The organism is Dorea sp. YH-dor226, from assembly GCF_039832105.1.
Lineage (GTDB): Bacteria > Bacillota > Clostridia > Lachnospirales > Lachnospiraceae > Dorea_A.
In genome coordinates, this window is record NZ_JBDOHS010000002.1 from 180,763 (window position 1) to 203,757 (window position 22,995).

Sequence of the window (22,995 nt, forward strand, 5' to 3'; positions counted from 1 at the left end):
CCTATGGTTTTGAATATATCCACATTGCCTTGATCTGATCCTTAATATCTGCAAATACCCACATTTTATCACTGTTGGTCTGGCTAAACGGATCATTTACTGCTACACTCCCATTTTCATATTCGGTCAGGACAATAAAGTGTCCGATCTTTGTAAAATCTCCGGGAGCTACACTGCAGATGATCGGATGTCCTGCTGTCAGTTCCGCACTCACCTGCTCCTCATTCAGATTCCCCTCATAACAGTTAAGATTCCAGGTTGCACCGGCCTCTTTCATAAATGCCCAGTATGTATTGTTCTCTTCATCCACATATCCATTCTGTGTTCCGTAAGCCGCCACCTTATCCGGAGTGATGGAAGGATCCTGATTCAGACCGGATGCCACCATTGCCATGCAGGTAGGGCCGCATCCACTGACTGCCACAATACTCGTTCCATATGGAGCATAGCCCCATCTTTCATCCCACTGGAGCAGTAACGGAATCGAACCATCCTGCGGCAGTTCACCGATTGATTCCGCACATGGCGTATCTTTTTTTTCTTCATAGTCTTCTACAAAGCTTACTGTCTCCGGGTTCTTATCCAACAGTTCAATCACTCCTGCCGGATATTGTGCCTGTTCTGCCTGCTCCCGGACACGCTCCACTTTCTCTTCCTGAGTTTCTTCTTTATTCTGCGATTCTTTCTGCTTCTCTTCTATACTCTCCCCTTCATATTTTACTGTTTCACTTTTCCGGCTGTCTGCATCCTTCGATGTCCGGACTGCATTCTCTGTTCCTTTTCCTATCTGCGGCAGACTGCTTCCTACCCCCACAATTCCCAAAAGCAATACCACCACTCCACAGATTACAAGTCTCTGATACAGCTGTTGCTTTCTTCTTCTCTTTGAAAATGTTTCTTTCTTCTTTGGCTCCATTTATATTCATCCCCTGAAAAATCGACTTATTTCGTAAAATTTACGCTGTTTATTATACAACACGTCCGTTCCTGTTACAACTTAAGGTTTCCTAAAGATTGTCTTAGTGCTAATTTTTTAACAATTTTTACATTTTTTTTAAATTAGGGGTTGCATTTTTCCCTGAAAGATGTTATTATTTAATTCGTTCGCAGGACAGATAAAAACAAAAAAATAACGGGGTGTGGCTCAGTTTGGCTAGAGCGCCTGGTTTGGGACCAGGAGGCCGCAGGTTCGAATCCTGTCACCCCGATATGATTTATGCGGGTGTAGTTCAATGGTAGAACACCAGCCTTCCAAGCTGGATACGTGGGTTCGATTCCCATCACCCGCTTTTTTGCTGCTCATTTACAGGAATCAATAAAAAAGGATTGTTGCATATCTTGACAGATATATTTTTCAACAATCCTTTTTATTCATTTCTTTTTACAGCGGGGTTCCAGCAGCTTCTTTCCTGCCATTACAAGCATTCCGGCCGCCAGATATGTATCTCCCAGATTTGCAGTCACATCCGCCAGACGCCCGGGTCCGGATTTCCACCCGATATAATCAACCACTCTGCCCCGCACCAGTCTGTCAAAGATATTGCTTGCTGCACCTGCACTGACCAGTGTCATTCCGGCTTTTTCCGTCCAGTGCCCTTTTCTGGAAAACCAGCATATATCCTCTGCAAGAACACTGACTCCGGATGCAATCGTAACATTTTTCACGACTTTTGGATACTGATCCAGAAAATTCAGCATAAATCCCTCATTATATATTTTCCGAAGCACCAGTCCGGTATCTCCCAGGTCTTTTTGCGTTCCCGCATCCAAAGTATCCTCCACATACTGCTTTACGATCATATCCACAGCAAATAACACTGCTGCCATCTGCAGTGTCCACGTACGGCGCATCTACTCTTCTCCCTGGATTCTGGCAATCATTGCTTCCTGCTTTTCTATCTCTGTATCTCTCTTTTCTATTTCTTCACAAAGATCAACACAGTCCATATCTGACACTGCACCGGCCTGAAATTTTTCGTATATCATTCTTCCGATATCAATCAGGTCTCTCTCATTGGCCCTTTTCAGTGACCGGATATCTCCCTTTATTTTCTGGATTTCCAGAGTATCACCTGTTTTCTTTCCAATATCTGATGCCACATCAGACAATCTTTTTCCTAAACCTTCAAAAAAATCTGCCATATCTGTCCTCTCCTTATTCTTCTGTTTTACAGCTGCCGCAGGATATCCAGCGAACGATACAGATTCATGGTTCCATATCCCCATTCACGATTCGGATACTCAGCCTCCGGCCTCCTGTCCGCACCCATGATAATGATATTTCTCACCTGACTGGAACTGACGCTTACCGTTTGCGGCTGAACCAGAATCCAATTCATCATGAGAGCCGCACCACCCGCTGCAATCGCTGTTGCACCACTGGATCCGGTACGATCTGTAAACCTGCCGTCCGGGCGTACTCCTGTAATCTCTACTCCCGGCACTGCAAAATCCGGTTTTATAAGTCCATCTCTAGTATACCCTCTGCCGGAATTAATATCAACTCCATTCTCGAAGCTGTTATAGTAAGCCGCTGTCATTGCTGCCCTGCAGCTTCCGGGCTCTGTTATGGTATGATCGGGATCTGCCTCAAGAAAATACACCTCTCCTTCCAGGAACCCTTTGATCGGAAGCCAGATATGAAAATCACCGTCTTCATTCAACAATGGAGTCACTTCAATCTTCCAGATACCGGACACTACATTTTCAAAACGTATAAATACAAGCTGAGAATCATTATTTTCCTGCAAAAGTCTTGATTCTATCGTAAGCATTGTTCTTTCAAACGAAAAAAGATATTGATATCTTGCTCCCAGGCGAAACGGAATATTTCCTGTCCTTTCTCCGGAAGGAGATACGACAGATACTGTCACCACCGTCGGAAGCGTACTCCAAAGTTCTGCCACAAATCCCGATACCCCGTCTCCGACTCTGATCTCCACTGAATCCACATCCTTAAGATCTCTGAACTGGTGGTGGTAATGATGCCGGAGGGCAGCTTCGTTCCCGGTTCCGATCACAACGCTTCGATTCATAATCATAGAATAACGATCCAGAATCGTTGACAAAAGCGATGTTCCATTATGCCCTCCAAAATTCGTTCCCAGCGCCACACATACGACAAGCGGCATCTTTCTTTCCCTTGCCAGCATATTCAGGTACTTCAGTGCTGTCATCACATCATTTTCCTGAAAGCACAATGCATCCTCGTGAATCGCATAGAATTCTTTCAGATATTTTTTTGCCGGCTTTAATTTGACAACTGCAATTGTCGCTTCCGGTGCTGCCCCAATAAACTGATTTTCAATATCCGCTCCTCCGGCCGCCACACTTGCAATATAAGTTCCGTGCCCGTTTTCATCTGTGCTCGGAACCATCTCAAGCGGATTATCCAGCTGCAATGCTTCATTGATCATAGACTCTGTGTATGCGCTTCCATACAATATTTCCGCGGGAGGCGTCCCCTCCTGTAAGGTCTGATCCCATATTCCTGCGATCCTTGTCGTTCCATCCAGATTACGAAACACCCGGTTTCTGTAATCGATCCCTGTATCCACAAATCCTATCATGATCCCCTGACCAAGCAGCTGAAACGTCGGATAATTCTGCAGCCTTATTATTCCGGCATGCGAAAGAGGCTGCATATCCAGAGGCACATAGCACTGTGGAATTGAATTATACCAGTATCTTTCGATCGTAAGCGGGTCAAGTATCCGACTGTCAACATATGCTGTTTTATATCCAAAATCCATTTCCTGTATACAGAATCTCTCCGGTTGTATCCCTTCCAGCTCTTCTTCCCTGTATAACGGAATCAGGAAATCCCAGAATTCCTGTGACAGGATCTTGTCTCTGCATTCATTTTCGGCCATAAAAATCCCTCATATACTCATCACTTCAGTATATGAGGGATTCCTTTTCTTCTATTCTCTTATTCGTTCATTTTATCTTTTGCCTGCTTCGGGTGATCCACATGCTGATTCAGCATACGCTCAATAATATCTACCGACTCTTCAATTCCATAGCTTGCACTGTTGAAGCAGATGTCATAATTCATGGCGTCTCCCCACTTAAGCCCCGTAAAATGATGATAATACTTCGCATGCATACGATCCTGTCTCTTTAACAGCTTCCAGGCTTTTTTATAGTCAATGTTATTGACTTCCATAATACGATGTACTCTTTGCTCAAATGGTGCTGTAATAAAGATACTGATATGTGGAATACGATTATTGGCAAGAATTACATCCGCACATCTTCCCATTACAATAAAATCTTCTTCTTTTGCCATTTTACACAACAGATCACTCTGATTAAAAAATATTGCATCTTCTCTGGTAAGACCATGATACCGGTCAAATTCCCGGATCCTGTCCTTCAGACTTTTTGCGGTATTAAAACCTCTCTGATACTTGTTCTGTATGATTCCCGTCCCATAATCGGAGATATCCTTCACCGAATCTTTCTCTGCCTCCAGACGCCTGAGTACTTCTGCAAATATCTCTACATCATAATAATTGATACGCAGTGCATCCGCCAGCGCGAACCCGATATCATTCCCCGCACTGCCCTGTGTACGTCCGATACAGATGATCAGATGGTCATCTTTCGAAAACTTCTGTCTTAAGTTTGCTGTATTTAATTTCGCACGTTTCTGATCAACAATCTCAACCTGTCCAAAACTGGTCGGAAGACTCTCCACTTCCTTCAGAATATCATCATATTTTTTCATGATACGCGACTTTTCCTGTGGGTTGCGGATCGTCCTTGCCATATTACTGATCATCGCAAGTTCGCTTCGCAGCAGATGTCCCTGCGGTCTGGTGCTCATAAGGCCCGCCAGATTTTCCACACATGTTCTTCTGTCCTGCGTAAATGTACGTCCAAGCGAAGATCCGACACATTCATATACTTCAATGTCCAGATCATAGATACGCTCTGCAAGTTCCAGACATTTTTTACCATTTTCCTGCATTTCCCCGCCTCCTTATCGAAAGAATATCAGTGTGTCCAGAACAAATACCGGAACCAGACAAACCATTGACCACAATATATATCCAAAAAACGAAGGCATACGGATACCGTTTTCATCCGATATCGACTTTACCATGAAGTTCGGTGCATTTCCGATATACGTATTCGCACCCATAAATACTGCCCCGCATGAGATTGCTGTCAGCAGATGCACAGGAACAGTTCCCACAACTGTTGACATTCCACTCTTGTAACCCAATGCTCCGGCAGTCGTTAAAAATACCAGATATGTCGGCGTATTATCCAGGAAGCTCGACAACGCTCCCGTAGTCCAGAACATCTGATAAGGCTCAGTAATTCCAAGATCCGCCCCTTTTGCTTTCAGAAGCATCAATGCAGGCTGCATTGTGATAAAGATACCTATAAAAAGAACTGCAACCTCCTGAATCGCTCCCCAGGTAAAATGGTTTCTCACACGGATATTCGCATTGGTCGTCCGAAATGACAGGAATGCTGCCAGTAATATGATAAAAATCTCGATCAGCGATGGATATCCCAGTGTTACTTCTCCCAATATATGAATCCCTTTTACGGTTCCGTCGGCATTTTGAAACGCTTCCATTCCAGGAAGCACACCGCTTAATATCACAGCTCCCACGATCATTGCCACAAAGATCAGATTATGCAGTCCGTCAATGTGGAAATTGGTTCCCGGTCTGCTGATATCCGGCTTCAGACCACGTGCAATATCCTTCCGATACGCACGCATATCCAGATGATAGAACACAAACAATAAGATTACCATATTGAATACCAGTATCTTAAATAGATGCATACTCCAGAAAAAAGGAATCCCTCTCATGAATCCCATCAGAAGCGGCGGATCTCCGATCGGAGTCAGACAGCCTCCCATATTGGATATTAAAAAGATAAAAAATATCATAATATGTCGTTTTCTTCTGCGCCAGGAATTCATCTTAATAAATGGACGTACCAGAAGCATACTTGCTCCGGTTGTTCCGATCACGCTTGAAAGCAATGTTCCGATTGCCAGTAATCCTGTATTGATCCTCGGAGAACCGGCGAACTCTCCTTCCAGCGTAATATTACCTGCAACGCAGAACAGGCCAAATAATAGTACGATAAATGTCAGATAGTCATTTACTACACACTCCAGTACTGTCTCAGCAGCCAAAGGAATTCCATACTTCACAGCAAACGGCACGATAAATAAAATCGACCAGGCTGCCACGATCAATGGCTGGTACTTTTCCCACAACTTTGGGATTACCAGCGGCATTACCGCAATACTGAGCAAAAGCCCTGCAAATGGAATGCAGAGCCAGATGATCACTGATGTAATCTCTTCCATGTTTTACCCTCCTGTTTTCTCTCTCCAGACAAACGATAACAGCCCAGCCCCACGGTTCATCATCGAACCGCCAGTAACTGAACTGTTACCAAAATACTACGAAAGCCTTGGTACTTCCTGCCCACGCAGCAGGATCACCGGCCCCCCGGTTCCTTCTATGTATTCTCTGGTGATAATCACCTCACCGATACTGTCATCCTTCGGGATCTCATACATAATATCCAGCATGAATTCCTCTATGATCGCACGAAGCGCTCTTGCACCGGTATCTTTCTTCATGGCTTTCTTTGCGATCGCCTCCAGTGCACCGTCGTCAAATTCCAGCTTCACCTCATCCAGAGCCAAAAGCTTCTGATATTGCTTTAATATCGCGTTCTTAGGCTCCTTCAGGATCTTGATCAGCATCTCCTCATTCATTCCCTGCAGGGTAAATACGATCGGAAGTCGTCCCAGAAATTCCGGAATCATTCCAAAATTACGAAGATCCTCTGTTGTAACTTTCTGCAGAATATTCTTATCTTTATCATACTTGTCCTTCAGATCTGCTCCAAAACCGATCATCGACTGCTTCGTAAGACGTTCCTTGATGATACCCTCCAGATCCGGGAATGCACCTCCACAGATAAACAAAATGTTTCTGGTATTTACGGTAGTCAGAGGAACCATCGCATTTTTGCTGTTGGCTCCGACCGGAACCTCTACGTCACTTCCTTCCAGAAGCTTCAGCATTCCCTGCTGTACAGATTCACCGCTGACATCTCTCTGACTGGAGTTTTTCTTTTTAGCGATCTTATCAATCTCATCGATAAAGATGATTCCCTGTTCTGCTTTTTCTACATCATTGTCCGCAGCCGCAAGAAGCTTGGACACTACACTTTCAATGTCATCACCAATATATCCGGCTTCTGTAAGAGAAGTCGCATCGGTGATTGCAAGCGGCACATCCAGAAGCCTTGCAAGCGTCTTAACAAGATATGTCTTACCGGAACCTGTAGGTCCTATCATCAGCATATTGGATTTTTCAATCTCTATATCATCCATCGTATCTGTCGCAACACGCTTATAGTGATTATATACTGCAACAGAGATTGCCTTTTTGGCATATTCCTGTCCAACAACGTATTCATCCAGTTTCGCTTTGATCTTATGCGGAGCCGGAAGATGCCTGATATCCACCAGCGGCTTTCTCTCTTCTCCTTCTTTTTTCTTCTTAATCTTCTGGGGCTTCGGAATGTTCTGTTCCATATCTGCCATATTAAACACCTGTATTCCAGGTATGTTCATCAACTGGCTGAAATCCATCTGTCCGTTAGACATGATATCAAAACTTTTCTGCATACAGTCACTGCACACAGAGATATGATTAGGAAGATCGATCATCTTTCCGGCAACACTTTCCGGTCGATGACAGATAAAACAAACTTTTTCATAATCATCGTCATTATTCTGTTTCTTGTCTTCCACTTGAACTTCAGCATCTTTCACTTTTTCGATTTCCTGATCGTCTCTGTTATCGTGTTCAGACATTTTTTCTCCTTCTTTCTATTGTAATTTTCCCTCACGATTCACCATGGAAAGAAATGTTTCTTCCGATATGATGGGAATTCCCAGTTCATTGGCCTTTTTATTCTTAGATGATGTTGACGTTACGTCATTATTGATCAGATAATTCGTCTTTGAAGTTACCGAACCTGTAACCTTTCCTCCCAGACTCTCTATCAGCTCTTTGACTTCACCCCGATTGGCAAAATGCGTAACGCTTCCGGTAATTACAAAATTTACTCCAGCAAAGATCTGCTGCTTTGTTTCTTTTTCCTCATCCGGGATCACAAGTTCTGCAAGAAGTCTGCGAAAACGTTCCACATGTACTTCATCTGCAAAATAATCAACATACGCTTTTGCGATCACTCCGCCAATTCCCGCAATTTGGCTTAACTCTTCTTCATCTGCACGCAGCATTGCTTCCACATCATACCGGAATTCCCGACAGATGACTTTTGCATTTGCAAGTCCGATATTGGCAATTCCCAATGCATAGATGACTCTTGGCAGCGTTGTTGTCCTTGCCTTTTCGATACTGTCCATCAGATTTTTATATGATTTTTCCCCGAATCCTTCCATCTTCTGAATCTCTTCCTGATACTGATCCAGGTGGAAGATATCTGCAAATGTCCGGATATATCCTCTTGAAATGAACTTCTCCAGGGTTGCCTCTGACAGTCCTTCTATATTAAGCGCATCTCTGCTCACAAACAAGGCAAATGACTTGACATGCTTTGCCTGACATTCCGGATTGAGGCAATACAGAGACTTTGCATTGCTGACTTTGCGAATCTGTGTCTGGCCCTGACAGACCGGACATTTTTCCGGAATATCCTTCACACCGCTTCTTGTCAGGTTCTGAGCAATCTGCGGAATAATCATATTAGCCTTATAAACTTCTATGGTATCTCCAATTCCCAGTTCCAGTTCTTCCATAATACTGATATTATGCACACTGGCGCGGCTCACCGTTGTTCCTTCCAGTTCCACCGGTTCAAATATAGCGACCGGATTGATCAGTCCTGTTCTTGACGGACTCCACTCGATCTCCAGAAGCTTCGTCTGACGAACTTCATCTGCCCATTTAAAAGCATAAGAATCCCGTGGAAATTTTGAAGTCCTGCCCAGAGACTGTCCATACGCTATATCATCATATACTAACACAAGTCCATCCGATGGAAAATCATTTTTTTCAATTTTTTTTGAAAAATTAATAACTTCCTGCTCTACTGTGTCTTTTGTCACCATATGAAATTCCACGATCTCAAATCCCTGCTCCTTTAACCAGTTCATCTGACACTCTCTGGAATTGTGAAAATCTACATCTTCTGCCTGCACCAGCGTAAATGCATAAAACTTTACATTTCGTCTGGCCGTAATCTCATTATTCAGCTGACGCACAGAACCGCTGCACAGGTTTCTTGGATTTTTATATTTTGCATCTACATCTTCAATCTCTTCATTGATCTTCTCAAAGTCACGATATCCGATCACCGCTTCTCCCCGCAGGATCAATTCTCCCTGGTATGCAATCTGAAGAGGGATATTTCTGAATACTCTTGCATTGTTGGTAATTACTTCTCCGACTTCTCCGTTTCCTCTTGTAACTGCTTTATAAAGCTTCCCTTCACGGTAAGTCAGAACGATCGTCAGTCCATCCATCTTCCATGACATCAAAGCTTTCTGATCCCCTACAAACTTTTTCAGATCTTCTACATCCTTGGTTTTATCCAGAGACAACATAGGCCTCTCATGGCGTTCCTTCGGAAGCTCACTGAGCACCTCATATCCCACATTGACCGTTGGACTGTTGGAAAGTGTGATCCCCAGCTCCCTTTCCAACTCCTGAAGTTCATCATACAACCGGTCATACTCATAATTACTCATGATTTCTTCTGCATCCTGATAGTATGCCCGACCTGCCCTATTCAGTAATTCTACCAGTTCCTGCATTCTGGCCTTTTTCCAATCGCTCATATAATTCTATCAACTCCTGTTTCGTTAATTCTCTGCGTTCTCCCGGTTTCATTGCTCCCAGTTCTACATTCATGATCCTGGTTCTCTTTAACCTGGTCACTTTATATCCCAGTGCCTCACACATTCTCCGGATCTGGCGATTCAGTCCCTGTGTAAGAACGATGGAAAATGTATAGGTTCCTACTTTTTCTACATCACATGGTCTGGTAATCGCATCCAGATGTTTTTCTCTGTCGGTAATCCTGACACCTTTTCGCATATTTTCCAGAAAAGAATCGGTAACAGGTCTGTCTACGGTTACTTTATATTCTTTTTCGTGGCAATACCTCGCCCGCATCATTCCATTAATCAGATCCCCGTCATTCGTCATGATCAGAAGTCCCTCGGAATCTTTATCAAGCCTGCCTGCATAAGTAACCCTGACCGGATAATTCAGGAAACGGATGATATTCCTTTTCTCCCTTTTGTCTTCTGTGCAAACAATCCCGGCAGGCTTATACACCGCCAGGACTGTCTTTTCTTCCCTGCATACAATCTTCTTTTTTCCGATCCTGACTTCCTGCTCCGGGCCAACCTTCATTCCCTGAACTGCTTTCCTGCCGTCTACAGTCACTCTTCCACTTTCGATCAGCCGATCTGCTTCTCTTCTGGAACATACGCCGGCATCACTGATATATTTATTCAGTCGCATCATTTTCAAGCACCCCGTTGATACTATTATCTTCTACAAACGTATTTCCATTATATAAGAACAGAACACTCGTTATCTTATTACTTTCCATTACCTCTGTAATGTCCCCATAATAGTACCTCGGATCGATAATGATGATCTCTCTGTAATACGGCACAAGAAACGGGACCAGACAGTTTGCATATGAATCCTTGATCAGAAGAAGCCGGTCCGTTGTATCTGCCGTTGTACGAATATCAATCATCGGATAATTACCGCCCAGAAACATCGCGTACTTATCCTTTTCTTCCAGCTTGGAAGAATCATACAATGTAGCCGTTTTTTTCTTCTCATTCACATAATTAACAACTACCTCCGGAGCATCCTCGATATTCTCAGGAGCATAGATATAGATGGGCTCTTCATATCCGGTCTCATATCCGCTTGTCGCAGACAACGTACCGTTAAACTCACTGGTAACTGCATAAGATTTCCATTCAGATACCTTTGAAGTATCCAGCTTCATGGAAGAAGCAAGTTCCTGAAAAGCATAAAAAGCTCCAAGCGTCGTCCAGTGATGATCGGTATGATAATAAATATCTTCTGACTTATGCTTTTTCAGAGTTTTTGTCACATCCACCCAGTTAATATAATCTCCCAGTTCCTTTTGAATATTCCGGAATATCTGATTCTGATCTTCTGTGACCGCAAATCCGGGAAGTTTTCCCGATTCTATATTTGCCGCATTCGGAACCAGCATCATATACATTGGAATATCCTGGTATTTATTTTCAAACGACTCTATCGCCTCAATATTTTGCGCCATCTGTTCCTGATCCGGCGATGCAATATCCTCCAGCAGATAGTGATTCTTTCCTTTAAAAACACCATTGGACTCTCTTTTCCCCGCCAGAAGATCTATACGAGTTTTCAAAGACACCCAAAAATTTCTTCCCACAAACTGATCAGACAGATAACTTTCATACTGTTCCATCAGACGTCCACTTTCAATTCCCGCCAAAGTAAATTGAGGCCTCTGCTGCAGCATACGATTTTCCTTTTCCGAGTATTCCTTATCCCCGGAAACAAGATTGAACAGACAGATAATTCCCAGCATAATTAAAAAAAGTAAGGCGGCCAGCTTCCTTCTATGCAGTTTTCTTTTCGCTTTTTTTGACTCGCTCATAAGATCTCCTAAAATCTGAAATACAGAAATGGGTTATATGTTTCCGTCACCAGATACGCAACACACAGAATAAACAGAACCGCATATATCATACAGTTCACAATTACCTTCTCCTGCCCTTTTCTGCAGACAACAGCTTCATATTTTTTATGTACCACAGGTGTGGAACCAATGATCAGTATCACCCACAGGACCAGATTCGTCGTGAGGAGATAAAGACTCTCCCGGTCAACGATTCCATGTGCTCCTGCTCCGAACATCATCCCTATGTATCCTGCCGCACTTCCAAACGACGGACTGAAGAATAAAACCCATCCGATCATTACAAGCAACAGACTGTAAAGATGACCAAAAAACCTCGGAAGTTTCTCAAGAACCGGTGCCAGCAGATATTTTTCAATGATCAGTATCACTCCATAATATAATCCCCATGCCACAAAATTCCATGCAGCCCCATGCCATAATCCTGTCAGGAACCATACAATCAGCAGATTTCTGATATGTTTTCCGACCGACACACGGTTGCCGCCCAGCGGAATGTACAGATACTCTTTGAACCAGGTACTCAGTGAGATATGCCATCTGCGCCAGAATTCTGTAATACTTGCAGAAATATAAGGATAATCAAAGTTTTTCTCAAATTCAAATCCGAACATCTTACCCAGACCGACAGCCATATCCGAATAACCACTGAAGTCAAAATAGATCTGGAACGTGTATGCCGCACATCCAAGCCATGCGCTCAGGACAGAAATCTGCCCCGCAGGAAGTGTTGTCACTTCCGTAAACACCATCCCCACGGTATTGGCAAGCAATACCTTTTTGGAAAGTCCCCGGATGAAGAACATTGCGCCGTCTCCGAACTTATTCCACGACGTCCTGCGGACATGCAGCTGTTTCTCTATCTCTGCATATTTTACGATCGGTCCGGCAATCAACTGCGGAAACATTGTTACATACAATGCAAAATCCATAAAGTTCTTCTGTACCTTTACATTTTCTCTGTAAACATCTATAATGTATGACAATATCTGAAATGTATAAAATGAGATTCCGATCGGAAGCGGTAATTCCTGATAAGAAATATGGAAGGGAAACACCGCATTCAGCGAATCCAATACAAAGCCCTCATATTTAAAAAATCCCAGCACGCACAGATTCACCGCAATATTAAATATAAGGCTCCTCTTTTTCGCATGTTTGTTCCTCAGATTTCTTGCAATATCCAATCCACTGACATAATTGAAAATAATAGAGAAAATCATCAGAAATATATAGACCGGTTCTCCCCATGCATAAAACAAAAGGCTCCCCAGCAGCAGCACCAGGTTTTTGATTCGTCCCGGCGCAATGTAATATAATATTAAAATAATCGGCAAAAATGTAAATAAAAATACAATACTGCTAAATAACATCTCTTTTAGATTCCTCTTTATATACTTTTCTTAAACGCTTCATAGATTGCATCTGCATCTTCCGAAATTGTAAACAGAACATAATATCCTCTGCTCACCATCACAGAAGAATTAATCAGCTTCGTCTGTTGTACACCATAGCCTTCAAAACTGTTTTTCTGTGTCTTTCTTCGGTTTTCTACCGCTTTTTCCACTTCTTCCGCCTGTGACCGATCCTTCAGCTTTACCACAAGAATTTCATTTACACTCATGACATCGTCCGGAATATAAAGCATAACACCGTCAAAATCATTGGAATTCAAACCGTAATATTTCTTCAGGTCCTGCGTTGTTCCTTTCGTCATTCCTTCCGTTTTCGCCACTTTCAGGATATTCTCGCTGATCGTCTTTACCGTCACATCATTACCGCCCTGCCTTGACACAAGAAATATAATATAGACAACAAATACGAGAACCATTCCATATTTTAATATGTTGATCAGATCTATTTTTCTTCTTTTCATTATAATTCTGCGACCTCCGCCATACGATTCACCCAGGCCGTATAAAAAGCCGGTGCCATGTGTATTCCGTCATCCGCATAATACTCACTTTTCACAAGATCTGTATTATCGATAAATGTTACTCTCTCCTTTTCACACAATTCTTTCAGTTTCTGATTAAATTCCGGAATATTTCCATACCATTCATTCCTGTCAATTGCGGACTGCGCCGCCGGAAGGATGCTGTTAATATAGATCTTCGTATCCGGCAGCGATTTTTTCAGATCCTCAATGATCGGACAATAGTTATCCTGAAATGCATCTGCATCTCCGCGCACTGCTTCCACATCATTCATTCCATATGCCAGAAACAGCACCTGCGGATTCAGCTCTTTTGCTTTTTCTATATGTTCCTCAATCTTATTGCTGTTATTTTTTGACACTTCCGTTCCTCGATCTGCCATGACATTAGCCTGATCCAGAACTCCATATTCATACAGCCCCTGTGTAATGGAATCCCCGATGATGAACGCACCTGCAAACTTTTCTTTCACCGGACGATTGGCCCATTCCTCATCTGCCGCCCGCTCCTCATCTTCCAGGGCCTGCACCTTCTTTTCTACTGTCGCCACATCTTTCTTATCCATTTTTTTCAGGAATGCCATCCCCTGGTCCGTATCCACTTTCGGATTCATAAGCTTTACAGCCACAACAATAATTCCGATTGCCAGAAGTGCGATAACCAGGGTCACAGCAATTCGAAGCACATTATCCTTTTCTTCCAGTTTTTCTATCTTTTTTTTCATTTTATCGTTCACTTAATCTCAATATCTCCTCATTTGCACATATAAGTTTATTTTACTGTTTTCCCCTATAAAAGTCAAATATATGTTATACTATTACTACTGTCCAATGATTTATCTATCAGAAAAGGAGTTATCCATATGAATGTATATACGTTATCCGCAAAAAACTGCATGGCTCATCTGCTGCTTCGGGAAACCTTTGACTCATTTCTGTTTATTGAAGGCAATATCACCACCTTTAACAGATTCTCAATCGATGGATTTCTGCAGAAGGACTTTTTTGATGATCCTCCGGAAAATACCTACTCACTCTGGAAACATGTACGAGAATTTTGTCTGAGTATCATTCGCGGCAAACGTACCCCTCTGAACTTTAAAATTGTTCTGGCTCTTCCACCATCTTCAGTTCCGGAATTTCTTCTTCAAAAGGGACTCACCGGATATCGTCCGGAAGATATCCAGGGACTGTATCTGAACTTTCATTATGACGGGAATACCCTTCAATGTATTACCGGAACCTCCATGCATACGTTTACACTGGACAAAACCCTGGAACGGGAATGGGATTCTTATGTCGAAGAACTACTTCGCTTTATGCGCACAGATTTCTGATATTCACTGCAATCCATAAAAAAATGAGCAACTGTATCTGTACAGTTACTCATTTTTTATTTCAATTATTATTTTGCAAGAAGCATCATAATCTCATTGCTTCTGTTTACAAATGCCGTCATTTCACCCGGATTCAGCGGTTTATGCGCCAGCATTGCAAGGTCATACAGCTGCTTGCAGATCAGTCCTGTATTTTCTCCTTCCTTATGCTCTGCTACATATTTTACCAGCGGATGGTTCGCATTCAGGATCAGTGTACTTTCTCCACCCATATCCATGTCGCTCATGCCGTACATTTTCATCATTTCCTGCATACGGCGATTTTGCTCAGACAACGTCATCATAGAAGCAACGTTATTATCTTTTAATTTCTCAATCTTAACATCCAGTTTTTCATTGCCAAGTTCTTTGCGGAAGATCTCAATCAGGCTGTCTGATGTTTTCTTAAACTCTTCCTTCTCTTCCTCTGCCACTTCCTCTTTTACATGCTCGGTAACATCGGCGTCAATCCTCTGGAAACGGATCTTTGGATTGCGCTGTTCCAGCTGAGTGATAAACGGAGAATCGATATTGTGTCCCAGAATAACCGCATCCTGTCCCTGGTTCCTGAACATATTGATATACTGGCTCTGCTGAACCTCATCAGTTACATAATAAATGGTTGTTTTAATCTCTTCTACATTGTTCTCATCTGTATTTTCTTCATCTTTATTTTCATTCGGTTCTACAACTTCCCCGCCGTTTTCTTCAATGCAGTCCTTCAGAGTCAGATATTTGTGATCCAGATTCTTAAACAATATTGCATCTTTCATCTTGTCACAGAATTTTTCATCTTTCAGGCAGCCGAATTTGATGAACGGACTGATGCTGTCCCAGTATTTTTCATATTCTTCTCTCTTTGTCTTGCACATTCCGGCAAGTTTATCTGCAACCTTTTTGGAAATATACTCGGAGATCTTATTTACAAATCCATCATTCTGAAGCGCACTTCTGGATACGTTCAGCGGAAGATCCGGACAGTCAATGACTCCTTTTAATACCATCAGGTACTCCGGAATGACTTCCTTAATATTATCGGCAATAAATACCTGATTATTATACAGCTTGATCGTTCCTTCTATGGAATCGTATTCGGTATTGATTCTCGGGAAATACAGAATACCCTTTAAGTTAAACGGATAATCCATGTTCAGATGGATCCAGAACAATGGCTCCTTATAATCCATAAATACCTTTCTATAGAATTCCTTATAATCTTCATCCGAGCATTCATTTGGATGCTTTGTCCACAGCGGATGTATATCACTCAATGAAACCGGACGTTTTTCGATCTTAACCTTCTCTTTGGCAGGCTCAACTTCTACCATTTCCTTCTCGCCGTTTTCATTTTCTTTTTCTTCCATCTTTGCTTCTTCATGAATATGCTCAACGACCACATCATCTTCTTTCAGCTCTGCTTCATCAATCGTCTCATACTCAGGCTCTGCATTCGCTTTGCTAAGGAAGATCTCTACCGGCATGAAAGAACAGTATTTATCAATTACTTCTCTCATCCGATACTCATTTGCAAATTCCAGGCTGTCCTCGTTCAGGTACAATGTCATAGTGGAGCCTACCGTGTCCTTATCGCCATCTTCCATCTCATATTCGGTACCGCCATTGCTTACCCAGTGTACCGGCGTTGCGCCTTCTTTATAAGAAAGAGTATCGATGTGAACTTCATCCGCAACCATGAACGCGGAATAGAATCCCAGACCAAAATGACCGATCATATCATCTTCTGTTGTCTTGTCTTTATATTTTTCAAGAAACTGTGTCGCACCTGAAAAAGCAATCTGTGTAATATACTCTTCTACTTCATCTGCTGTCATACCAAGTCCGTTATCCGTAAATTTCAACGTCTTTTCTTCCGGATTCACTTCAATCCGGATGGCTGGCTTATAACCATCCGGAAGCTGAAATTCTCCCATCATATCCAGCTTCTTTAACTTCGTGATCGCATCACATCCGTTCGATACCATCTCACGGGCGAAAATATCGTGATCAGAATACACCCATTTCTTTATGATCGGAAATATGTTCTCACTGCTGATTGACAAACTACCTTTTTTTGCTTCCATTTTTACCACTCCTGTTTATTATATTTTTTATTTACATTAAAGTCTTCGTTTTGTTCAAAAGATATGATAATACCGAAAAAAATAAAAGTCAATAGGAAATTAGCACTCTTTCAAAAAGAGTGCTAACAATTCTGTGAAATTTATAAACTTTTTATTAAATCGCATTTCCTTTTATTCGATACTTTTTAGTGATTCCACCATATCGATTTTCTTGATTTTAAAATACATAATTCCGTTTACGATCATGGAAAATGCTATCGTAAACAACAGACTGTATATGTAACTCGGGAAATTAATATTCCTTCCAAACATTGCCGCATCCACTTCCACAGTCTGAATGATGAACAGATGCAGGACCCTGCCCAGTCCTACACCGACCAGCGCACCGATCAGTGTCAGCAGGATATTTTCACGATACACATAACCTGCAACTTCCGGATTATAAAAGCCAAGCACCCGTAAGGTTGCCAGTTCTCTCTTTCTTTCTGCAATATTGATCGTATTCAGATTATAGAGTACAACAAATGCCAGCATTCCGGCAGATATAATCAGTACTACGATTACCAGATTCAGACTTCCGAGCATATCATCCAGCTGTTTTTCAATGTCATGCATATAGCCGACACTTAAGACTTCCTCCTGTGCAAGTATATCCTGTCCTGCATCTTCCAGGTCTTCCTTGGAGTAAGAGTCGTCTACTGCAAAGAATACGCTGTTATACTCCGGTTTCTCCCCGTACACTTTCTCGTAATACTTCGGAGTCATGTACATGTAATGTCCCATGTAGTTCTCGCAGATATGATCGATCCTTACCTCCTTATTTCCATTCTCTTTATCCCTGATACAAATGGTATCGCCCACTTTGGCATCCAGAAGTTTTGCCGTTTTTTCACTGATAATCACTCCGTCGTCTGACAGATGATACACCTCTTTTGTTTTTCGATCCCGAAAATGAACATAATCATCTGCATTCTCAGAAGAACTTAAGATACACTGATAAGTATCTCTTTCTTTCTTCCCATTGGCAAGCGTGATTTTCTTCATATCCGCTTCCATGAACCGGGCCAGATCATCATCTTCTTCGAGGTACTGTATCAGATGTTCTCTGTCTTCCTCCGTCAGGTCTTCCTGCAGGTAGATACTTCCATCGTACACCTGAATTTCTGCATACTGGAGATCTGCAATCTCATATACCGAATCACGCAGTCCAAATCCAACCAGCATCAGTGCCATACATCCACTGATTCCAAAAATCGTCATAAAGAACCGTTTTTTATAACGCATCAGATTACGAACCGTCGACTTCCATGTAAAGTTCAGATGTTTCCAGACAAATGAAATATGCTCAAGGAAAACGCGTTTTCCTTTTTTGGGCGCCGGCGGACGCATCAGTACGGCCGGCTGAGCCCCCAGCTCCCGATAACACGCCAGAAGTGTTGCGATTGTTGTGCATGCGATTGCCGCTACCGATGCCATTGCTGCATATGTCCAGTCATACGGCACCAGAATCTTCGGAATATGCCGGTATAGAATCCCATATGCATATATGATAATATATGGCAGAATCTTTTCACCCACCAATACGCCAAAGACACTTCCACCAACCGTTGCAAGAAGTGCGTATCCCAGATATTTCGCAGCAATCGTAAATTTACCATATCCAAGAGCCTTCATTGTTCCGATAGAGATTCTCTGCTCTTCCACCATACGGGTCATACTGGTCAGGCTGATCAGCGCTGCCACCAGGAAGAAGATGACCGGAAATACTCTTCCTATCGCTCCGATTCGTTCTGCATTTTCTCCAAGTCCGTTATACTCTGTCAAGGTACTTCTGTCATATACATACCATTTCGGAGATTCAATTTTGGCAATTTCTTCTTCTGCATCTGCAATCTCGGCTTCTCCGTCTGCAATCTCAGCTTCCGCTTCTGCCTTTCCCTCTTCATATTCTGTTCTGGCATCTGCAAGCTTCGCTTCATTCTTCGCAATCTCAGCTTCTCCGTCTGCCAGTTCCTTTTCGCTGTCCTGTATTTCCTTCCATCCGGACTGAATCTGAGCCTGCCCGTCTTGCAGCTTCTGATCAGCCTGCATAAGCTCTGCTTCACTCGCATCCAACTGCGCCTTTGTACTATCAAGCATCTTCTGTGTCTCCAGAAGCTGCTGTTTTGCTGCCTCCAGATTCGCCGTCTGCTCCTGATAGATCTGCTCCTGTGCATCCAGAGCTGCTTTCATCTGTTCTGCCTGCATCAGCAGTTCCTGATTGTCCTCTTTCCATTTTTCGTATTCCGGTGTTCCCTCCTGCGGACTTTCAGGAATCATGGCAAGAAGCTGCTCATATTCTATCCAAGAAGCATCCAGACTCTGACGCATCAGCTCAAGTCCCACTTCACCTTCTTTGATCTGTGCCTCCGCCTGTGCCTTTCCCGCTTCAAACTGTGCCAGTCCTGATTCGTATGCCATACGTCCTTCTGCAAGCTGCTGCACTCCGGACTGATACAGCGCTTTTGCCGCATCCAGTTCCTGTTGTTTTTCTGCCAGAGTAGATTTTGCATCTGCAATCTGTTGCCTGCCGTCACTGATCTTCTGCTTTGCATCATCCAGCTGCTTCTTAGCATCTGCAAGTTCCTGCGCTGCATCATTTAACTCTTTTTCAGCTTCCTGCTTTCCATCTTCCAGTTCTTTTCTGGCATCTGCAAGCTTTTCATTTGCCTCATCCACAATCTCCTGCCTGCGTACAGATGCTCTTTCATCCGTAATGGCTTCTATATGATCCATTACCTCTTCCACGCAGTCTTCATATTCGTCCGAAAAAGCAAGCAGCTTTTCCGCTCCTTCCACCCGGACGTATACTTCTGTATACACATCCAGATCAAAGGTGCTCTCCGGAACGATAAGAAACGCATCTATATTACCGGTACCGATCGTTGTACTTCCTCGTCCGTAAGATATGTAGCAGGGGCTGTTTCCTCTTCCGACCACCTTAAGTTTTTCTGTTTTTAAAGTATCTGACACCGGATCATCTGTCCCGCTCTCCAGTGTGATCACATCTCCGATCTGATAATCCGATTCATCATCCGCCAGACATTCTCCCACTTTCTCAGGGAGTCTTCCTTCACTGACCGTGACTTCATTCATCTGTTCCTGTAAAGACATGACATGCAGTACCGTCTGCTCATCTTCTACATTGTACAGAAAATCCGCACTGTAGGCCCCCTCGGCATCTGCAACTCCTTCTACCTCTTCTATTGCCTTTACGTCATCCTCTGTTACCCCATAAGTACTGAGTGCTTTGATATCCATCAGGCTGTCGCCGTCAAAATACGCATCTCCGGTAATCCTCATGGATGGTTCTGCCGCCCGGATTCCGGAAAAAAATGCCACTCCCAGCGCAACAATAAAAAGAATGGACAGAAAGCGCCCCGGACTTCTCCTGATCTCCATATAAAAATCTTTACGCGTTACTTTTTTCTTCATCTTTCGTTCCTACCATTCTATTGTCTCAACAGATACCGGATGTTCATTTCGGATAATCCTGGATACTTTTCCATTTTTAATCTTGATCACTCTATCTGCCATCGGTGCAATTGCCGAATTATGTGTGATCAGAATGACCGTCATTCCTTTTTCTCTGCAGGTATCCTGCAAAAGCTTTAAGATTGATTTTCCGGTATTATAATCCAGCGCTCCTGTCGGCTCATCACAGAGAAGAAGTTTCGGATTTTTCGCAAGTGCTCTTGCAATCGATACTCTCTGCTGCTCTCCGCCTGACAGCTGTGCCGGAAAATTGTCCAGTCGATCTCCCAGTCCAACCTCTTCCATGACCTGTGCAGCATCCATCGGATTTTTACAGATCTGAAGCGCCAGTTCTACATTCTCCAGCGCGGTCAGATTGGGAATCAGATTATAGAACTGGAACACAAAACCAATATCATCTCTCCGATAGGCCGTTAACTGCTTCTGCGAATACCCGGCAATATCTTCTCCGTCTACGATCACTTTTCCTTCTGATGCGGTATCCATGCCGCCCAGAATATTCAGCACCGTAGTCTTACCGGCACCACTTGGCCCTACTACCACAGCAAACTCTCCCTTTTGAATCTCAAAATCAATACCTGCCGCAGCCATAATCTCAACTTCGCCCATCCGATATATCTTTTTCACACCCTCCAGGGTAACAAATCCACTCATATTTGCTCCTTTCGTATATACATCCCGCCATTATTTCTTTATATTATAACACGTATAACAGACGAATAAGGAAACTTAATAATTAAATTATTCTAAAGTTCCGCCTGCGCTATCCCTTCTGTTTCAAGTATCGTAAACTGTGGAAAGGAATCTGGCCCGAATCTATAAGAGCCCGGGAGACAGACAGCATTCTGTCCATCTCCCGGGCTCTTATAGATTCGTGGTCTGATTTTATCATTCTTTGCCGTTGAAGCAATATGTACATACTTTACAAGGTTCAATGCCGATAGAAGCAAGCAGATCATCCAGTCTGTGGTATCGCAGCGTCGTGAAATTCTGCTGTTTGCGGATATCCTCTATCATCTGCGCATATTTACAGCTGCACGGATTTGCATATTCCTCAAGCACTTCCTTTGATACATCGTCTCCTTCGCGTTTTCTGATCATCTGTCTGGCGATCAGCTCCATCTCTGACTTGGAACGTGAAAAGTTCAGGTACTTACATCCATACATGATCGGTGGGCATGCAGGACGAACATGTACTTCCTTGGCTCCGCTCTGATACAGGAATTCTGTCGTCTCGCGAAGCTGTGTTCCACGTACGATAGAATCATCAATCAACAGGAGTTTCTTATCCTCAATCAATGCATGTACCGGAATCAGTTTCATACGCGCAATCAGATTCCTCTGATTCTGATTGGTCGGCATAAAAGAACGCGGCCATGTAGGCGTATATTTGATAAACGGTCTTGCATACGGGATACCCGATTCATTGGCATATCCGATCGCATGTGCAATTCCGGAATCCGGAACACCTGCAACAATATCCGGATGAACAGAATCTCCATCTCTTTTTGCCAGCATACTTCCGCATCGATAACGCATCTCTTCCACATTGACTCCCTCATAGGAAGAAGTCGGATATCCATAGTATACCCACAGGAAAGAGCAGATCTTCATCTCTTCCTTCGGAGCACTCAGCGTCTCAACACCTTCCGGAGTAACAAATACAATCTCTGCCGGTCCCAGTTCCTTGTAATCAACATATCCAAGATTAATATATGCATGACTTTCAAAAGAAACACAGTATGCATGATCCTTACGGCCGATCACAAGCGGTGTTCTTCCGTAACGGTCTCTGGCAGCATAGATTCCCTCCTGCGTCAGAATCAATAGTGTCATAGAGCCGTCCACCAGTTCCTGTACATATTTGATACCTTCCAGAATGGAATCTTTTTCACAGATCAAAGCAGCAATCAGCTCTGTAATGTTAATCTGCCCATTCGTCATCTCCTGAAAATGAGAATGTGCGCTGTCATACAACTGCTTCAGCAGTTCATCGTAATTATTGACCTTTCCAACAGTTGTAATTGCAAAACTTCCAAGTTTTGAACGGATCAACAGCGGCTGAGGCTCAAAATCAGAGATACATCCGATTCCAAGATTTCCCTTCATTTCCCCTACATCCCGATCAAACTTAGTACGAAACGGAGTATTTTCAATATTATGGATTGCTCGATTGAATCCCCCTTCTCCATATGTTGCCATTCCTCCGCGCCTTGTTCCTAGATGAGAATGATAATCCACACCATAAAAAAGTTCAAGTACACAGTCTTCCTTTGATGCTACACCAAAAAAACCTCCCATATGA

General features: G+C 43.1%; 18 protein-coding genes and 2 tRNA genes. 3 read left to right on the forward strand and 17 right to left on the reverse strand.

Annotation, left to right across the window (positions count from 1 at the left end):
• Position 1 precedes the first annotated feature (1 nt).
• Complete coding sequence (locus tag ABE547_RS02695; protein ID WP_347377324.1) at positions 2 to 916, reverse strand: C39 family peptidase; 915 nt, start codon at positions 914 to 916, stop codon at positions 2 to 4.
• A 217-nt stretch (positions 917 to 1,133) separates the two neighbouring features.
• On the opposite strand from ABE547_RS02695, the gene ABE547_RS02700 reads away from it, so the two are divergent.
• Together ABE547_RS02700 and ABE547_RS02705 are read left to right on the forward strand one after the other, a co-directional pair.
• Positions 1,134 to 1,208: transfer RNA gene (locus ABE547_RS02700), tRNA-Pro, on the forward strand.
• Positions 1,209 to 1,218: 10 nt separating this feature from the next.
• Positions 1,219 to 1,289: transfer RNA gene (locus tag ABE547_RS02705), tRNA-Gly, on the forward strand.
• 82 nt (positions 1,290 to 1,371) lie between these two features.
• Here ABE547_RS02705 and ABE547_RS02710 read toward each other — a convergent pair.
• The 12 genes from ABE547_RS02710 to ABE547_RS02765 form a co-directional block, all read right to left on the reverse strand.
• Positions 1,372 to 1,851: a signal peptidase II gene (locus ABE547_RS02710; protein ID WP_347377325.1), complete on the reverse strand. Its 480-nt coding sequence runs from the start codon at positions 1,849 to 1,851 to the stop codon at positions 1,372 to 1,374.
• Positions 1,852 to 2,142 (reverse strand): hypothetical protein, encoded by a 291-nt coding sequence (locus tag ABE547_RS02715; RefSeq protein ID WP_347377326.1) that lies wholly within the window; start codon positions 2,140 to 2,142, stop codon positions 1,852 to 1,854.
• A 26-nt stretch (positions 2,143 to 2,168) separates the two neighbouring features.
• Entirely contained in the window at positions 2,169 to 3,872 is a 1,704-nt protein-coding gene (locus ABE547_RS02720; RefSeq protein WP_347377327.1) for a S8 family peptidase, read from the reverse strand.
• A gap of 59 nt (positions 3,873 to 3,931) precedes the next feature.
• The gene (locus ABE547_RS02725; protein WP_347377328.1) at positions 3,932 to 4,975 is read right to left on the reverse strand and encodes a cytidylate kinase-like family protein; all 1,044 of its coding nucleotides are present in this window, start codon (positions 4,973 to 4,975) and stop codon (positions 3,932 to 3,934) included.
• Positions 4,976 to 4,987: 12 nt separating this feature from the next.
• A complete protein-coding gene (locus ABE547_RS02730) occupies positions 4,988 to 6,346 on the reverse strand; it encodes a sodium:proton antiporter (RefSeq protein ID WP_347377329.1) in 1,359 nt (452 codons plus the stop codon).
• 96 nt (positions 6,347 to 6,442) lie between these two features.
• Positions 6,443 to 7,873, reverse strand: coding sequence for an ATP-dependent Clp protease ATP-binding subunit ClpX (clpX, locus tag ABE547_RS02735; protein WP_347377330.1), 1,431 nt, complete (start codon positions 7,871 to 7,873; stop codon positions 6,443 to 6,445).
• A 15-nt stretch (positions 7,874 to 7,888) separates the two neighbouring features.
• Entirely contained in the window at positions 7,889 to 9,865 is a 1,977-nt protein-coding gene (ligA, locus tag ABE547_RS02740; RefSeq protein WP_347377331.1) for an NAD-dependent DNA ligase LigA, read from the reverse strand.
• Positions 9,813 to 10,559, reverse strand: coding sequence for a pseudouridine synthase (locus tag ABE547_RS02745; RefSeq protein ID WP_347377332.1), 747 nt, complete (start codon positions 10,557 to 10,559; stop codon positions 9,813 to 9,815). Before ABE547_RS02745 ends, ligA begins: the two co-directional genes overlap by 53 nt.
• Entirely contained in the window at positions 10,543 to 11,721 is a 1,179-nt protein-coding gene (locus tag ABE547_RS02750) for a DHHW family protein (RefSeq protein ID WP_347377333.1), read from the reverse strand. The genes ABE547_RS02745 and ABE547_RS02750 overlap by 17 nt, the downstream gene beginning before the upstream one ends.
• A gap of 8 nt (positions 11,722 to 11,729) precedes the next feature.
• Positions 11,730 to 13,136: an MBOAT family O-acyltransferase gene (locus ABE547_RS02755; RefSeq protein ID WP_347377334.1), complete on the reverse strand. Its 1,407-nt coding sequence runs from the start codon at positions 13,134 to 13,136 to the stop codon at positions 11,730 to 11,732.
• Positions 13,137 to 13,153: 17 nt separating this feature from the next.
• A complete protein-coding gene (locus ABE547_RS02760; RefSeq protein WP_347377335.1) occupies positions 13,154 to 13,639 on the reverse strand; it encodes a DUF4358 domain-containing protein in 486 nt (161 codons plus the stop codon).
• Positions 13,639 to 14,424 (reverse strand): GDSL-type esterase/lipase family protein, encoded by a 786-nt coding sequence (locus ABE547_RS02765; protein WP_347377336.1) that lies wholly within the window; start codon positions 14,422 to 14,424, stop codon positions 13,639 to 13,641. Before ABE547_RS02765 ends, ABE547_RS02760 begins: the two co-directional genes overlap by 1 nt.
• A 138-nt stretch (positions 14,425 to 14,562) precedes the next feature.
• On the opposite strand from ABE547_RS02765, the gene ABE547_RS02770 reads away from it, so the two are divergent.
• Positions 14,563 to 15,036 (forward strand): DUF5721 family protein, encoded by a 474-nt coding sequence (locus ABE547_RS02770; protein ID WP_347377337.1) that lies wholly within the window; start codon positions 14,563 to 14,565, stop codon positions 15,034 to 15,036.
• Positions 15,037 to 15,104: 68 nt separating this feature from the next.
• Here the strand turns inward: ABE547_RS02770 and htpG are convergent, their stop codons facing one another.
• The 4 genes from htpG to ABE547_RS02790 form a co-directional block, all read right to left on the reverse strand.
• Positions 15,105 to 17,156: a molecular chaperone HtpG gene (gene htpG / locus ABE547_RS02775; RefSeq protein ID WP_347377338.1), complete on the reverse strand. Its 2,052-nt coding sequence runs from the start codon at positions 17,154 to 17,156 to the stop codon at positions 15,105 to 15,107.
• 171 nt (positions 17,157 to 17,327) lie between these two features.
• A complete protein-coding gene (locus ABE547_RS02780) occupies positions 17,328 to 20,630 on the reverse strand; it encodes an FtsX-like permease family protein (RefSeq protein WP_347377339.1) in 3,303 nt (1,100 codons plus the stop codon).
• Positions 20,631 to 20,639: 9 nt separating this feature from the next.
• The gene (locus ABE547_RS02785) at positions 20,640 to 21,344 is read right to left on the reverse strand and encodes an ABC transporter ATP-binding protein (RefSeq protein ID WP_347377340.1); all 705 of its coding nucleotides are present in this window, start codon (positions 21,342 to 21,344) and stop codon (positions 20,640 to 20,642) included.
• A 234-nt stretch (positions 21,345 to 21,578) separates the two neighbouring features.
• On the reverse strand, positions 21,579 to 22,991 hold the full coding sequence (locus ABE547_RS02790; protein WP_347377341.1) for an amidophosphoribosyltransferase: 1,413 nt from the start codon (positions 22,989 to 22,991) through the stop codon (positions 21,579 to 21,581).
• Positions 22,992 to 22,995 lie beyond the last annotated feature (4 nt).

Bases quoted from the DNA above. Each gene is read 5' to 3' on its own strand.
- htpG (WP_347377338.1), bottom strand. From the start codon at position 17,156: ATGGAAGCAAAAAAAGGTAGTTTGTCAATCAGCAGTGAGAACATATTT.
- ABE547_RS02785 (WP_347377340.1), bottom strand. From the start codon at position 21,344: ATGAGTGGATTTGTTACCCTGGAGGGTGTGAAAAAGATATATCGGATG.
- ABE547_RS02730 (WP_347377329.1), bottom strand. From the start codon at position 6,346: ATGGAAGAGATTACATCAGTGATCATCTGGCTCTGCATTCCATTTGCA.
- ABE547_RS02745 (WP_347377332.1), bottom strand. From the start codon at position 10,559: ATGATGCGACTGAATAAATATATCAGTGATGCCGGCGTATGTTCCAGA.
- ABE547_RS02715 (WP_347377326.1), bottom strand. From the start codon at position 2,142: ATGGCAGATTTTTTTGAAGGTTTAGGAAAAAGATTGTCTGATGTGGCA.
- ABE547_RS02790 (WP_347377341.1), bottom strand. From the start codon at position 22,991: ATGGGAGGTTTTTTTGGTGTAGCATCAAAGGAAGACTGTGTACTTGAA.
- clpX (WP_347377330.1), bottom strand. From the start codon at position 7,873: ATGTCTGAACACGATAACAGAGACGATCAGGAAATCGAAAAAGTGAAA.
- ABE547_RS02780 (WP_347377339.1), bottom strand. From the start codon at position 20,630: ATGAAGAAAAAAGTAACGCGTAAAGATTTTTATATGGAGATCAGGAGA.
- ABE547_RS02710 (WP_347377325.1), bottom strand. From the start codon at position 1,851: ATGCGCCGTACGTGGACACTGCAGATGGCAGCAGTGTTATTTGCTGTG.
- ABE547_RS02755 (WP_347377334.1), bottom strand. From the start codon at position 13,136: ATGTTATTTAGCAGTATTGTATTTTTATTTACATTTTTGCCGATTATT.
- ABE547_RS02770 (WP_347377337.1), top strand. From the start codon at position 14,563: ATGAATGTATATACGTTATCCGCAAAAAACTGCATGGCTCATCTGCTG.
- ABE547_RS02725 (WP_347377328.1), bottom strand. From the start codon at position 4,975: ATGCAGGAAAATGGTAAAAAATGTCTGGAACTTGCAGAGCGTATCTAT.
- ligA (WP_347377331.1), bottom strand. From the start codon at position 9,865: ATGAGCGATTGGAAAAAGGCCAGAATGCAGGAACTGGTAGAATTACTG.
- ABE547_RS02720 (WP_347377327.1), bottom strand. From the start codon at position 3,872: ATGGCCGAAAATGAATGCAGAGACAAGATCCTGTCACAGGAATTCTGG.
- ABE547_RS02760 (WP_347377335.1), bottom strand. From the start codon at position 13,639: ATGAAAAGAAGAAAAATAGATCTGATCAACATATTAAAATATGGAATG.
- ABE547_RS02750 (WP_347377333.1), bottom strand. From the start codon at position 11,721: ATGAGCGAGTCAAAAAAAGCGAAAAGAAAACTGCATAGAAGGAAGCTG.
- ABE547_RS02765 (WP_347377336.1), bottom strand. From the start codon at position 14,424: ATGAAAAAAAAGATAGAAAAACTGGAAGAAAAGGATAATGTGCTTCGA.
- ABE547_RS02695 (WP_347377324.1), bottom strand. From the start codon at position 916: ATGGAGCCAAAGAAGAAAGAAACATTTTCAAAGAGAAGAAGAAAGCAA.